This window comes from Rhodococcus sp. NPDC056743 (assembly GCF_042790355.1).
Taxonomy (GTDB): domain Bacteria; phylum Actinomycetota; class Actinomycetes; order Mycobacteriales; family Mycobacteriaceae; genus Rhodococcus_F.
This window is the reverse complement of the sequence record NZ_JBHTZI010000008.1, coordinates 283,500-296,877: the sequence shown is the minus strand read 5'-3', so window position 1 is coordinate 296,877 and position 13,378 is coordinate 283,500. Positions and strand designations below refer to the sequence as shown.

The window sequence follows — 13,378 nt, the reverse complement described above, 5'->3', positions numbered from 1 at the left end:
GTGACAGACGTGAGCACCGTACGGCCCCGGATCAGTTTGGTGCGGCTTCTCGAAGATGTCGGAACCACGGTGCTGAACCCGGTTGTCGGTGATCCGCAATCGATGGACGAGGTCGCGTCCGTGGTCATTCACGATCCCGATGACGAGTTGCCGGCGACATCGGACGTGATGGTGCTGCTGGTCGGGATAAGTGGCGGTGAACGAATCGCGGAATCCGTCGTCGATTTGGCCGAGCGTGGCGTGGCAGTGGTGGTCGCGCGTGTCAACTCTGACCTGACCACTGCGGAGCGGGAGACAATCGAGGCCTCCGGTGTCGTCGTGTTGGCGCTTTCCCGGGGAGTCACGTGGGTCCAGTTGACGAGCCTGCTGCATTCGGTGTTGGCAGCTCGCAACGAAGTCGGCCACATACATTCTCGCGGGGGTGGCCCGGCCGGCGATCTGTTTGCCTTTGCCGACGCCGTCAGCGCACTCCTGGACGCGCCGATCACGATCGAGGACCGAAGCTCGCGGGTCATCGCGTTCTCCGGCCGTCAGGAGGAAGGCGACGGTCCGCGTATCGAGACCGTGCTCGAGCGTCAGGTCCCTGACCGGTACATTCGGATACTCGAGGAGGCAGGAGTATTCGACCGGCTTTACCGCAGCGACGATCCCGTGTGGGTGTCGGCCGAGACCCTGGGTACCAAAATGGGACGTATCGCAGTGTCCATTCGAGCTGGCGACGAGTTCCTCGGTTCCATGTGGGTGGCAACCGGTGCGCCGATGTCCGACGATCGAATGCGAGCGTTGCGCGATTCGGCCGGGTTGATCGCGATGCAGATGTTGCGGTTGCGAGGCGGCGCGGATGCCGAGCGGCGGCTTCGTGCCGATCTGATCGCCACCGTTCTGGACGGTGGTCCGAGTGCGGTCGACGCCATGGGCCGATTGGGTCTCGGTACCGGACCGGCGCTGGTCATGGCTTTGGGTCGACGGTCTCTCGAGGGGTACTCCAAAGCGGAGGACGCGGCGCATGTGGTGCGGCTGACGGACGCCTTGGCGATGCACCTCGGTGCCGTCCACTCCCAATCGGCAGCCGCTCTGGTCAACGGAACGGGCTATGCGGTGCTCTCGGTGCGTGGGAACAGTGCCTCGGACGCCGAGATGCAGGCCTTTCGGGTGGCCTCGGATTTCCTGGACCGTACCGGCGCGTCCGCTGACACGATCATCGGGATCGGGCGGTTGGTGACCAGGCCGTCTCAGCTGAGTCGATCGAAGCGCGATGCCGAACACGCGCTCGAGGTTCTGTTGGCGGGACGGGCGTTGGGCAGCGTTGCCACCTTCAGTAGCGTCCACGTGGATGCGATTCTTCTGGCGATCGCGTCCGAGTCAGCGGCGGAAGGGTTTTCGGACCTCGGTCCGATAGAGGCGATCGCCAGTCACGACGCCGCTCATTCGACGTCGTTTGTCGACACGCTCGATGCGTGGCTCAATGCGTTCGGCGACGTAGGTGACGCGGCAGCATCACTGCATGTGCACCCCAACACATTTCGCTACCGACTCAGCAAGTTGAAGGGTCTCGCGGCATTGGATCTCGATGATCCGAACGTGCGCTTTCGATTGATGGTGCATCTTCGTCTGCGGGGGCCGCGCTAGCGTGTGTTGCCGAAACCGATGCTGCGGGCCGCTCTGAGAAATCGGGGCGGCCCGCAGCATCGGTCGTTGTCAGTTGTTGTTGCGGAGTGCTTCGATTGCGATGCGACCGACGGTTCCGATCGAGGCGTCGATCTTCGGAGCGCGGTGGGTGAGTTCGTGGGACTTGGTGAAGACACCGACGGCGTAGCGCTTGCCGTCCGGGTATGTCACGACACCGGCTTCATTTCGCACCAGTCCCAGGGTGCCGGTCTTGGCGGCGACCGTCACCTCGTCGGGGAAACCGGAAGAAAGCCGGTGCGGCCAGACCTGCTTGCTCATGATCGTTCGGACTTCTTCACAGGCTGACGCGGGGCCGGCTTCGTCCTTCCAGATTGCAGCCAGCAACAGTGTGATCTCACGGGGAGTGCTGGAGTTGGAGCGGGCCGGATCCATGATGGAGATCGTCCGGAGAATTTCGATCGGGGGGTACTCCAGCAAGGTTTCCTTGTCGACTCCGAGGTCTTCGTAGACCGTTTTGAAGAGGCCACGGCAATCGCGAATCAAGTTGGTCTTCTCCAGCCCGAGGCTTCGTAGTGTCGCGACGATGTTGTCGAGTCCGAGGCGGTCGTACAAGCAATCCGTGGCGGCGTTGTCGCTGAAGCTCATCATGAGCAGAGCGAGGTCTCGCCAGCTGGCGGTGACGTCGTCGGCGCAACCGCCGATACCGATGCCACCGGAGCGGAACTCGGCGGTCACCGTGGCGTGCTCGGTCGGGTCAAGGGTGCCTGCGGCTACTTCGCGGGCGTACTGGAGTACGACCGGAATCTTGAAAACGGAGGCGAGGATGACACCTTCGTCAGCGCCGTAGCCGAACTCTTCGCCGGAATCGATGTCACGTGCGTGGACGAAGGCATCGGTCTTCGCTTCGGCGAGTACAGCAGCGATCTCCTGCTGTGCGACGTCGGCGTGGGTGGCAGTTTCGGTCATTTGAGGGCCCTTTCGTCGGTTTTCGTAGGTCTGACGATAGTGACGTCGTGGAGACTGGTCTTGTGTGAACCGACGAAGGTTGGCAGCGGGTTCAGTGGTGATCTACGGACACCGGCCGCGACGGGGTCGACGCATCACCGCACCAGAAGCGACGTGTCGACCACCTGGTCCACCACGTCGAGGAAAAGCCGGAGCGCGAGGTTCGAATTGTCTGCGCGGAATGCGACACCGACCGGCAGATACTGTGGCGGGCCCTCGATCTCGCACATATGAACGCCGGGTACCCGGTAGGTTGCGGCGCGGCCGGCCGGCATAGGCGCGACCCCGACGCCGGCTGCCACGGCATGCAGTACCTGCTCGTCGTCGGCCTCGCGGCGAACCACGTTCGGTGCCGTTGTGGGCCAGAATATTTCGACGATCGCGTCGTACATGCCAGGCCCGTTCGCCCGGGGCCAGAACACCACCTGCTCGTCGGCCAGCTGCGCCCGGTCGACTGCATCGAGTGCAGAGAACGGATGCCCGGACGGTACCGCGAGCAGCAGTCTCTCCTGATCGAGAATCCGGACCGTCAGTTCTGGCTGGTCGACGGGTGGCCGCACCACCGCGATGTCCACGGTGCCATCGGTGGCAAGTGCCGTGTTCCGGGTGGTGTAGCCGCGGTGCTCGGTGATCGCGATCCTGGGGTACTTGGAGCGAAATTGGTTGACTGCCAGTGCAACTGCACCGCCTGCCCACGACCGTGTGTGGACGATGCGCAGTTCGCCCTCGGACCCGAGCGCGGCGGCTCGGATCCGTTCTACGGCTCTGTCGGCCGATTCGAGCAGGAATGTGGCTTCGCGAACCGCGACGATTCCGGGAGCTGTCAGGCTGATTCGGGGCCCGCGCCGATCGAAGAGAATCACGCCGAGTTCACGTTCGAGCACTTTGATCTGCTGACTCAGCGCGGATTGCGCGACATGGAGTTCGGCGGCCGCACGTGTGAAGTTCAGGTGGTCGGCGATTGCCACCAGATACCGCGCCCGTTGCAGGTTCACGCTGTAACTATAAGTGAAGGTGATCGAATAAGCGGGAATGTGACTTGGACTTTCGTGTGTGCGCTGAGGCATGCTCGGTGCTGATCGGCACGCTGCCGAAATCGGATGGGCTGAATCCCTCGCGGACCCCACCTGGCAGAAGACTCCCACGTGTACCTGCTGATCACGGTCATCGAATCACGTTAGGAAACAGCATGGACTACGACTTCACGATTGCCGGTGGGAACGGTGATCGCCGAAACGCAACTGGCACACGGTGTCACGACGTTCGTCACCGGCAATTGCGGTCTGTCGCCGTTCCCGGTGCCTGCCAGCGGGCAGGCCGCCGTGGTGGCCGTCTCCTGGAGAGGAGCGCAGCATGACCACTCGCACCGTCAGCGGACTTGTCGACGAACTGGCCCGCATTGTCGGGCGGGCGCACGTACTGACGGAACGCGACACGGTCGCGGGATACGTCACCGACTGGACCGGGCACTGGCACGGCGTCACGACTGCCGTGGTCAGGCCCGCCGACACCCGACAGGTGTCCCAGGTGCTCGCCTGTTGTCACCGTGCCGGCGTCGCCGTTGTACCGCAGGGCGGCAACACCGGTCTTGTCGGTGGGTCGGTTCCGATGCGCGGTGAGGTGGTGCTCAGCACGACTCGCCTCGACGTCGTCGAGGAAGTCGATCCGGTCGGTCGCACGCTGGCAGCCGGCGCCGGTGTCACCGTCGCCCAGGCTCAGCAAGCCGTGCGACAGCACGGGCTCGATCTCGGAATAGACCTGGCCTCGCGTGATTCTGCGACGCTCGGCGGCATCGTCTCGACCAATGCGGGCGGCGTGCGAATGATCAAGTACGGCAATACCCGATCACGGTTGCTCGGCGTCGAAGCGGTTCTCTCCGACGGTCGGGTACTCACCCGATGGAAGGCCTTGACCAAGGACAACGTCGGCTACGACCTGCCGGGTCTGTTGGCCGGTGCCGAGGGCACCCTCGCCGTCGTCACCCGTGTCTTGATGCGTCTGGTTGTTCCGGCCGCCCGGACACAGGTCGTGATGATCGGGGTCGACTCGGTGGGTGCCGGTTTGAAACTGATCCACGGGCTCGAGCGCGCGGGACTCACCCTTGAAGCTGCCGAGTTGATGACGCGCGCCGGTATCGGCCTGGTTCGCACGCATCGGAAGTTGCGGCTGCCGCTCGATGTGGATGCGCCGTTCTACGTGCTCGTCGAGGTTTCCGGCCCGGCGGAGGCGCAGTCGCTCCTGTTCGGTGTGCTCGCTGACGCTGACGACATAGTGCTCGACGCGGTCGTCGAGGACGGGCCGGCGCCTAGGCTCTGGCAGTACCGTGAGAGTCACACCGAATCGGTCAGTGCCGAATCATCCACCCCGCCAGTGAAGTTGGACATTGCGACGCCACTGCGGGAATTGGAACCCTTTCTCGGTGTCTTGACAGCGGGGCTTGCCCGCTCGTTCCCCGGCGTGCGCGCGATTTGCTTCGGTCACATCGCTGACGGCAACATTCATGTCAACCTGCTCGACGTCGAGGACAGCCACCGAGACGCCGTCACCGACTTCGTGCTGCGTCTGGTTGCCGGACACGACGGGAGCATCAGCGCCGAGCACGGAGTAGGCCGCGCGAAGGCTCCCTGGATCACGCTCGGGCGGAGCGGGGTGGACCTCGACCTCATGAGCTCGATCCGCGCCGCGCTCGATCCGACCAACATACTCAACCCACACATTCTCCCGGGATCATCGGATTCCGAGGGTAATTCACCGATACAACTCGAACGAGAGGTTGCCCGATGACAGGCACAACGACTTGGACCGACCGTATGCGCGAACTCCGCTTGTCCCTGCCGCCGGTCGCGGCACCGGCGGGCGCGTACGTGCCGGCTGTGCGAACCGGAACCCTGGTCTTCACGTCGGGGCAGCTACCACTGGTGGACGGTGTCAGCACCTGTACCGGCAAACTGGGGGAGGACGTCTCGGTCGATGACGCCGTCGCGGCTGCGCGACTGTGTGCACTCAACGGACTTGCCGCGGTTGACATGCTCGTCGGCCTCGATCGGGTCGTCCGGGTCGTCAAGGTCGTTGGTTTTGTTGCATCCGGTTCCGGGTTCACTCTGCAACCGAATGTCGTCAACGGCGCCTCCGACCTGCTCCTCGAAGTGTTCGGTGACGCCGGTCGGCACGCACGCTCCGCGGTCGGCCTGGCCGAACTGCCACGTGGTTGCGCCGTCGAGGTCGAATTCGTCTTCGAAATCGACGTCGACGGACTCTCGTAGCTGCTTGCACGACCACCCGGTGGTGCGTAGCGACGGGACAGTACAAAGGTGGCGTAATCTCCGAGTGAGCGTGCAACAAGAGGGAGATCTCCGATGGCGAAGCGAATCCTGAACGTGGTCACCAATGTCGGACACTACGACGATCCGTCACACGAGACCGGATTGTGGCTCTCCGAACTCACTCACGCCTGGCAGGTTTTCGAAGACCACGGCTTCGAGCAGACACTCGTCAGCCCTCGCGGTGGCGCAGTGCCCTTGGAGCTGCGATCTCTGAAATTTCCCAACTACGACAAGACCGCAAAAGCCTGGCGAGCTGACCCGGCGCGAATGGCTCTCCTCGAGACCACTGCCAGCCCGGATCAGATCGACTCGGCGCACTACGATGCCATCTTCTTCACCGGCGGGCACGCGGTGATGTACGATTTCCCTGACAGCGACGGCCTGCAGCGCATCACCCGAGAAATCTTCGAGCGCGGAGGAATCGTCGCCTCTGTCTGTCACGGCTACTGCGGACTCCTCAACACCACCCTTTCCGACGGTACGTACCTCGTAGCCGGACGACGTGTCACCGGATTTGCCTGGCTCGAGGAAGTGCTCGCCCGGGTCGACAAGCTCGTCCCCTATAACGCCGAAGAAGAAATCAAGAAGCGTGGCGCACTGTACGAGAAGGCCCGATTGCCCTTCGTTTCCTACGCCGTAATCGACGGTAACCTCGTCACAGGCCAGAATCCGGGTTCAGCAAAAGAGACGGCTCACAAAGTTGCAGGCCTTCTGTAACTTCTTGTACTCCACAAATCGTTCGAGTGTCGCTTTCTGAGGTCGAGCTCGTCGAATCACACCATTTTCGGGTGCAAGTTCGGTGCAATCGACCAGGACGCTACTGCAACGAGACTGAGATCATGGACTGATGGTTTTACCGAACCGATTTTGTGAGACGTCCTGTGCCACAGGGTGGATCGCATCCACGGTATTGACTTCATCCTCGAAGGAGTTCGACCTGTGACCGAATTGCCCAAGGACCTACTTGTCGATCCGAAGTGGCAGGCCCGACTCGACGAACTGGCCGCCAAGTATTCGGTGCCAGGCGCCCAAGTGGGTGTGATTGCGTTGGCTGACGACGGAACTGCGGACGTCCGCGTGATCACCACCGGACTGACCAGTTCGAGCACCCGCGTCGAGGTCGACGCCGACACACTGTTCCAATACGGATCCGCCAGCAAGATCTGGACGACGACGCTGATCATGCAGCTCGTCGACGAGGGCAAGCTGACACTGGATACCCTGGTGGTGGAGGTACTTCCGGAGTTCGGGATCGCGGATCCTTCCAACACGAAGGAAATCACGATCCGCCAGTTGCTCACGCACACAAGCGGTATCGACGGAGACCTGTTCAACGACACCGGCGACGGCGACGACTGCGTCGAGAAGTACGTCGACGAACTCGCGACCGCAATCAGTGTCACCGAGCCCGGCGGGCATCTGAGTTACAGCAACGCGGGTTTTGCCGTTGCCGGCCGCGTCGTCGAGGTCCTTCGCGAGATGACGTGGGACGAGGCGCTGGTCGAATACCTCTGGAAGCCACTCGGATTGACGCACATCATCACCAAGGCCAAGGACGCCCCGCTGTTCCGCACCGCCGTCGGCCATGTGGCCAACCCGGATCGGACGTCGCCGGACAAGGTGGTTCCGACCAAGCAGTGGCTGCTTCCGCGCGGTATCGGTCCGGCCGGGATCATCACCGGATCCGTCAGCTCGCTCCTGACCTTCGGTGCTGCACATATGCGTGACGGCCTCGCATTGACGGGCGAGCGTATTCTCTCCGAAGAATCTGCCCGCCTGATGCGCACCCCACAATTCGACTTGACGGCGGTGTCGAGCGTCGACCAGGCGTGGGGTCTGGGGTGGATCCTGTCCGATTGGGGCGGAGTCACGTCTGCACAGCACGGCGGTGCGACGATCGGCCAGATCACCCGCTTCCACACGTTCCCCGAGCTCGGTCTCGCCATGGCCGTAGTCACCAACTCGCGTGGCGGCGGTGCCCTGGCTCACGACATCGAGAAGGAGATCGGTCAGGAGTTCGGTCTCGTTCTGCCCGAGCCCAAGTCCGAACCGAACGCGGCAGACATAGATTTGTCGCCCATTCTCGGTGTCTACGAATCGACCACTGTGCGAATTGAACTCACGCGCGGCGATGACGGCGGGTTCCAGGTCCAGAACTTCGCCAAGGTCGAGATCGACGGCGAGCCGCCGGCTCCGCCCACCAAGGTCGTGCCTCTGTCTGCTTCCCGGTTCTCGATCAGTAACGAGAGCGCTTCGGGCGAGATGGCTCATCTGACGATCGACGGTGCGGAATATCTGTACATGACAAGGCTTTTCAAGAAAGTGTCCGCTTAGCCGCGCAGAGGTGTTGTTTCCGCTGGCTGAGAACTCGGGCAGGTCGAGGGCGACGAGGGCGCTCGACCTGCCCGCCCTACCTTCTCGAGGAGTACACGTGTTGAAACCACTCGCTCCCTTTCCGGATGTGAATCACCCAGCGGCACTGGATGCTTACGGCCTTGCGCCGGTCATCGACGGTCACAACGATCTGGCCTGGGCCGCTCGTGAGACTGCAGGCTATTCGGTGGAGAATCTCGAGAAGGATTCCATCTTCCACACCGACATCGACAAGCTCGGTCGTGGTGGCGTCGGTGCGCAGTTCTGGTCGGTGTACGCGCCGTCCGACATGGCCGAGCCAGAGGCGGTTCAGTACACACTCGAACAGATCGACTACGTATACCGGATGATCGAGCGATACCCGGATACTTTCGAATTCGCGCGAACCGGTGACGACGTGCGCCGGATCTGGAGCGAGGGCAAGGTCGCATCCTTGTTGGGTGCGGAGGGCGGTCACAGCATCGGCAGCTCGCTCGGTGTCCTGAGAATGATGGCGCGCCTTGGTCTTCGGTACTTGACGCTGACGCACAACGACAACACCGGGTGGGCGGACTCCGCGACGGATACGCGAGTGCACGGCGGTCTCACGGACTTCGGCCGGGAGATCGTGCGCGAAATGAATCGGGTCGGCGTACTCGTCGACTTGTCACACGTCTCGGTGGAAACGATGAGAGATGCCATCGAGACGTCGTCGGCACCGGTGATCTTCAGCCATTCGTCGTGCTCGCAGCTATGCGGTCACCCCCGCAATGTTCCCGACGACGTCATGCGGTTGCTCGCGGACAACGGCGGGGTCATCATGATCGCCTTTGTGCCCATGTTCCTTTCCGTCGACTACAACGAGTGGTTCGAAGGCGGACGGGTGGGCCCACGGCCCGCGATGACGGTGGACCAGCTGGCCGATCACGTCGAACATGCCCGAAACGTCGCGGGCATAGACCACATCGGTTTGGGTAGTGACTACGACGGATTCGACGACTTTCCGGACGGCATGCAGGACGTGTCCGGGTTCGCCGTGTTGATAGACCGTCTGGCGGAACGTGGTTGGCCCGCGGAAGACTTGGCAAAGCTGATGGGCAACAACGTGTTGCGCGTACTCGACGAGACAAGTGCCGCCTCGATATCGAGTTTTTCCGGCCGTACCGACACCTGAGAAGATGAGGATGAACATGAAGAAGATTCGTACCGTTGCGCTGAAGGCTCTTGCCTCGGTGTCCGTCGTTCTGGTTGTGCTGGTATCGATTGTGCTCGTGCTCAACGTCGGCTCCAGCCGAGCGAACGTTCCGACCGGGGAAGCGGGCGGCCAGTTCGTGTCCGTCGACGGAAAGAACATGAGCTACTCGATCCGCGGCAACGGAGATCAGACCATCGTGCTCCTTCCCGGGTTCGGAACGTCCGCACCGATTCTCGACTTCACACCGCTTGTCAACGAGCTAGCGCCCGACTACCGCGTTGTCACGATCGAGCCATTCGGCTACGGGCACAGTGACGGAACGGACAAAGACCGCACGACAGCGAACATCGTGGAAGAAATACATACGGCGGTACAGTCGCTGGGGATTGACGAATACATCCTCATGGGGCACTCGATCACCGGTCTCTATGCGCTGGACTACACCGCGAAGTACCGCGACGAGGTCACCGCATTCGTGGGTATCGACAGCAGTGTTCCAGGTCAGCCGAAGATGGATACCACATTCCCGATCGAAGCACTTCGACTGGGCAGACAATTGGGCTTGGCGGAATTGCTGTCCAAGTTCGTCGGTGGTGAAGCGTCAGACGCGTACCTCGACCCCGCCGCAAAGGAAGAGCTGCGACTGTTGACTGCGAAGAACAACTTCAGCGATACCTACCTCAACGAGATGGATCATCTTTCCAGTAACTTCGCTGACGCAATCGGCACGACGTTCCCGGCCGATCTTCCGATTTTGTTGTTCGCCGTACGGAATTCAGAAGTACAGGGCTGGACAGAACTGCACGAAATGCAGGCAGCCTCCGTCGATCATGGTGAGCTGGTGATGCTGGACGGGGACCACTACCTGCACCACACCAGGTCGAAGGAGATTGCCGAACACCTCGAGTCGTTCCTGGACACAGTGTGAGTGGCGTTGATCAGCACTACCCGACCAGGCCTATTCCGTAGGCGAAGATCACCGCGTGTACCCGGTTACGCAGATCGAGTTTGGTCAGGATGTTGCCGACGTGAGTCTTGACAGTGACCTCCGATACCACCAACTTGCCTGCGATCTCGGTATTGGACAGCCCGGTTGCCATCGCGAGCAACACTTCTCGCTCGCGCGGGGTGAGTTGCCCGAGAGTGGCATCCGCTGACACTGTCTCGCCTCCCACCGCCGGCAGGCGAGGAGCGCAGACGTCGAGTAGTGCCCGCGTCGCTCGCGGCGACACGACGGCGTCACCGTTCGCCACGGCGCGGATTGCACGCGCCAACTCGTCGACTGCGACGTCCTTGAGAATGAATCCGCTGGCGCCGGCTCGTAACGCCGAGAACGCGTACTCGTCGAGGTCGAAGGTGGTCAGGACGAGTACCCGCGCCGACGCGTCGCGGGTCATGATCTGCCGGGTGGCCTCGATGCCGTCGAGGCCGGGCATCCGGATATCCATGAGGATCACGTCCGGGTTCAGCTCGGCTGACAACCGAACAGCCTCGATCCCGTCCTGAGCCTCACCGATGACGTCGATCTCGTCGGTCTCCTCGAGGATCATCCGAAACCCGGCGCGAATGAGAGCCTGGTCGTCAACCAACAGCACACGGATCCTGCTCACGGGGCATCCTCTACTCGAGTAGTGACGGGGAGGTGGGCGTGGATTCGCCAACCACCGGCGGAATCCGGACCGGCATTCACCGTGCCACCGTAAACTGCGGCTCGCTCCCGCATACCAATCACGCCGTGACCGGCGGTTTCGGCGCTGACACCCGCAGTGGCAGCGCCGTCGTCACGCACGTCTACCGTCACCGCGTCAGTCCCATAAGAGATGCCGATACTGACACTGCTGGCGTCCACGGAATGTTTGAGGGTGTTGGTCAGCGCTTCCTGCACGATGCGGTACACCGCCAACTCCGCGCTCGGCGGCAACGCGTCGGGAGCGCCTGTGACAGTGACATCGACATTCAAGCCCGTCTTTCGGACCCGCTCGAGCAGGGAGTCGATCTCCGCGACACCTGGCTGCGGCGAACGCTCCTGCGGTGCGGTTTCGGTGCGGAGCACTCCGAGCAGTCGTCGAATCTCCGTCAAGGTCTGCCTGCCTGTCGCCGATACCTGACGCATCGCTTCGCCGGCCCGCACCGGTTCGCGAGCCTGTTTCATCGCGGCACCCTCCGAGAGAGTCACCATGACCAGAAGACTGTGTGCCACAACGTCATGCATTTCCCGGGCGATCCGGGTCCGCTCCTCGGCCGCAGCGATCACAGCCTGCTGGTCACGCTCACGTTCCAACTGTTGTGCTCGTCCGACCAGCACGTCCAAGGAGTGTCGTCGGTGCCGCACGTATACGCCCAACAGCAGAGCTGCCACCACCGGCCCGGTCAGCAGAACGAGCATCTCCGTCCAATGCAGGTCACGCGGCCATCGAATCGACGCCAGCAGCACACCGAACTCCATGACCACGCCTGCAAGGACCGCCACGCGCATCGGGTATCGACTGGCCACGGTATACAGGTAGACCAACAGAGTGATGTCGGCCGCCAACTCGAGGCCGACGATCCACTGAACCAACGCGACTGCGGCAGCAAAAGCGAACGTGGACAACGGGAATCGTCGACGCCAGATCAGGGGTATCACCAGCAATACGCTCAACAACAGATAGCCGAAGAACGACGATCCGGAATGCCGGACGTGGTAAACCATTTGAGGGAGCGCCCACAAGCCCATCACCACGGCGAGCGCCGCGTCGGTTCTCGTGGGATGGCGACTGATCAATGTCTTCACAGTCAGGTAGGTCGACGCGAGCCGACCGGACATTGCAGCTCGCGGTGCGTCGGAGATCCACTCGCGCCACCAGTTGAGTACGCGGCCGGTCATGTCAGGCTCCCTTCAGTGACGCTCAGAGCAGTCCGCCGTCGAAGAAGCCTACGAGGGCCGGCCCCGGATCGGCCGCGGTACCCATGTTGGCTAACGCTGTGACACCGGTGGCCAGCATCAGGAGAACCGACAGGATGCCGAACAAACCCAGCACTCGCCTGGCCCGCCGATCTGCCGAATCCGTACGCACATACTTCCGTAGCAGCAGGGCACTCGAGCAGAGAAAGGTGACAGCGACCACGGCCGCGACCACCGCCATCACGGCGTGGTACCAACCGAAATCGCTGTTCATCATGTCGATGACAGGCGAGGTTCGACCGGCAGCCAGTTGTGCTCGCACGTCGGAGAGAGTTGCCCCGAGATCACCTTCACCACCAGTGAGGGGCAACATCGACAGTAGTGAGGAGAACGGGGCGAGCGCGCCCTGAATGTTGGCCATCAGAACCACGCCCGAGAATGCCGCGACCGTCGTGACCGAAACGCCGAACACCACAATGGCGCTGCGCCCGCCGACTCCGACAGCGCCTGTATGGGAATACGACGTCCACAGCCGAATCCCGAGCGGCACGGTCACCGCCAAGAGCAGCGCCGCGATCACGGCCTTGGCGATGTGGAAGCGAAACCAGTAATCGACGGCGCTCGCCAACTTCGGTGGAAGATCGGTGACACCCAGATTCCAGTATTCGACGAACCCGTCACCGACGGCGCGGGTGAGGCTGTTCCCGTCGAAGGTGTTGCCCGCCAAGAAGGTCGGAGCGGCGAACAGAGCGAGGAGGAGCACGGCGGCAAGAACGCCGAGGGCAAGTACGCGCAGGCCTGCGGATCGCGGTGGGGATGCGGTGTGATGCACGGAAATTCCTTCCATCGAGCGTGCCTGTGGCGGCTCGTCGGCCGTGCACCAAGCCTAGAAATCCGCGCTCGCGCCCACATCGGGCGACGGGAGGAACTTCCCTCGGTTCGATCTCCACCTTTGGTCGGAGAACTTCCTCCTCACGAAGGAGTGCCGAG

General features: G+C 62.5%; 12 protein-coding genes. 7 read left to right on the top strand and 5 right to left on the bottom strand.

Features of this window, described 5'->3' with window-relative positions:
- Nucleotides 1-9: 9 nt before the first annotated feature.
- Nucleotides 10-1,629: a PucR family transcriptional regulator gene (locus ACFRFQ_RS20145; protein WP_378661299.1), complete on the top strand. Its 1,620-nt coding sequence runs from the start codon at nt 10-12 to the stop codon at nt 1,627-1,629.
- Nucleotides 1,630-1,698: 69 nt separating this feature from the next.
- On the opposite strand, the gene ACFRFQ_RS20140 is transcribed toward ACFRFQ_RS20145, so the two are convergent.
- Both ACFRFQ_RS20140 and ACFRFQ_RS20135 read right to left on the bottom strand, forming a co-directional pair.
- On the bottom strand, nt 1,699-2,595 hold the full coding sequence (locus tag ACFRFQ_RS20140; protein ID WP_378661296.1) for a serine hydrolase: 897 nt from the start codon (nt 2,593-2,595) through the stop codon (nt 1,699-1,701).
- A gap of 134 nt (nt 2,596-2,729) precedes the next feature.
- Nucleotides 2,730-3,629 (bottom strand): LysR family transcriptional regulator, encoded by a 900-nt coding sequence (locus ACFRFQ_RS20135; RefSeq protein ID WP_378661293.1) that lies wholly within the window; start codon nt 3,627-3,629, stop codon nt 2,730-2,732.
- Between the two features lie 358 nt (nt 3,630-3,987).
- Here ACFRFQ_RS20135 and ACFRFQ_RS20130 point away from each other — a divergent pair, with 358 nt between their 5' ends.
- The 6 genes from ACFRFQ_RS20130 to ACFRFQ_RS20105 all read left to right on the top strand — a co-directional run bounded on the left by ACFRFQ_RS20130 (nt 3,988) and on the right by ACFRFQ_RS20105 (nt 10,432).
- On the top strand, nt 3,988-5,418 hold the full coding sequence (locus ACFRFQ_RS20130; RefSeq protein ID WP_378661290.1) for an FAD-binding oxidoreductase: 1,431 nt from the start codon (nt 3,988-3,990) through the stop codon (nt 5,416-5,418).
- Complete coding sequence (locus tag ACFRFQ_RS20125; protein WP_378661287.1) at nt 5,415-5,897, top strand: RidA family protein; 483 nt, start codon at nt 5,415-5,417, stop codon at nt 5,895-5,897. Before ACFRFQ_RS20130 ends, ACFRFQ_RS20125 begins: the two co-directional genes overlap by 4 nt.
- A 93-nt stretch (nt 5,898-5,990) precedes the next feature.
- Nucleotides 5,991-6,674 carry a type 1 glutamine amidotransferase domain-containing protein gene (locus ACFRFQ_RS20120; RefSeq protein WP_378661284.1) on the top strand — a complete coding sequence of 228 codons (684 nt, stop codon included), beginning with the start codon at nt 5,991-5,993 and terminating at the stop codon, nt 6,672-6,674.
- Nucleotides 6,675-6,896: 222 nt separating this feature from the next.
- On the top strand, nt 6,897-8,291 hold the full coding sequence (locus tag ACFRFQ_RS20115) for a serine hydrolase domain-containing protein (RefSeq protein WP_378661282.1): 1,395 nt from the start codon (nt 6,897-6,899) through the stop codon (nt 8,289-8,291).
- A 97-nt stretch (nt 8,292-8,388) separates the two neighbouring features.
- Entirely contained in the window at nt 8,389-9,483 is a 1,095-nt protein-coding gene (locus tag ACFRFQ_RS20110; protein ID WP_378661280.1) for a dipeptidase, read from the top strand.
- A 16-nt stretch (nt 9,484-9,499) separates the two neighbouring features.
- Nucleotides 9,500-10,432 carry an alpha/beta fold hydrolase gene (locus ACFRFQ_RS20105; RefSeq protein ID WP_378661277.1) on the top strand — a complete coding sequence of 311 codons (933 nt, stop codon included), beginning with the start codon at nt 9,500-9,502 and terminating at the stop codon, nt 10,430-10,432.
- Between the two features lie 16 nt (nt 10,433-10,448).
- Here the strand turns inward: ACFRFQ_RS20105 and ACFRFQ_RS20100 are convergent, their stop codons facing one another.
- Genes ACFRFQ_RS20100 through ACFRFQ_RS20090 form a run of 3 tightly spaced genes read right to left on the bottom strand, consistent with a single transcriptional unit; the run spans nt 10,449 to nt 13,220 of the window.
- Nucleotides 10,449-11,114 (bottom strand): response regulator, encoded by a 666-nt coding sequence (locus ACFRFQ_RS20100; RefSeq protein WP_378661274.1) that lies wholly within the window; start codon nt 11,112-11,114, stop codon nt 10,449-10,451.
- Nucleotides 11,111-12,370, bottom strand: coding sequence for a sensor histidine kinase (locus tag ACFRFQ_RS20095; protein WP_378661271.1), 1,260 nt, complete (start codon nt 12,368-12,370; stop codon nt 11,111-11,113). Before ACFRFQ_RS20095 ends, ACFRFQ_RS20100 begins: the two co-directional genes overlap by 4 nt.
- A 22-nt stretch (nt 12,371-12,392) precedes the next feature.
- The gene (locus tag ACFRFQ_RS20090; RefSeq protein WP_378661268.1) at nt 12,393-13,220 is read right to left on the bottom strand and encodes a hypothetical protein; all 828 of its coding nucleotides are present in this window, start codon (nt 13,218-13,220) and stop codon (nt 12,393-12,395) included.
- Nucleotides 13,221-13,378: the final 158 nt, after the last annotated feature.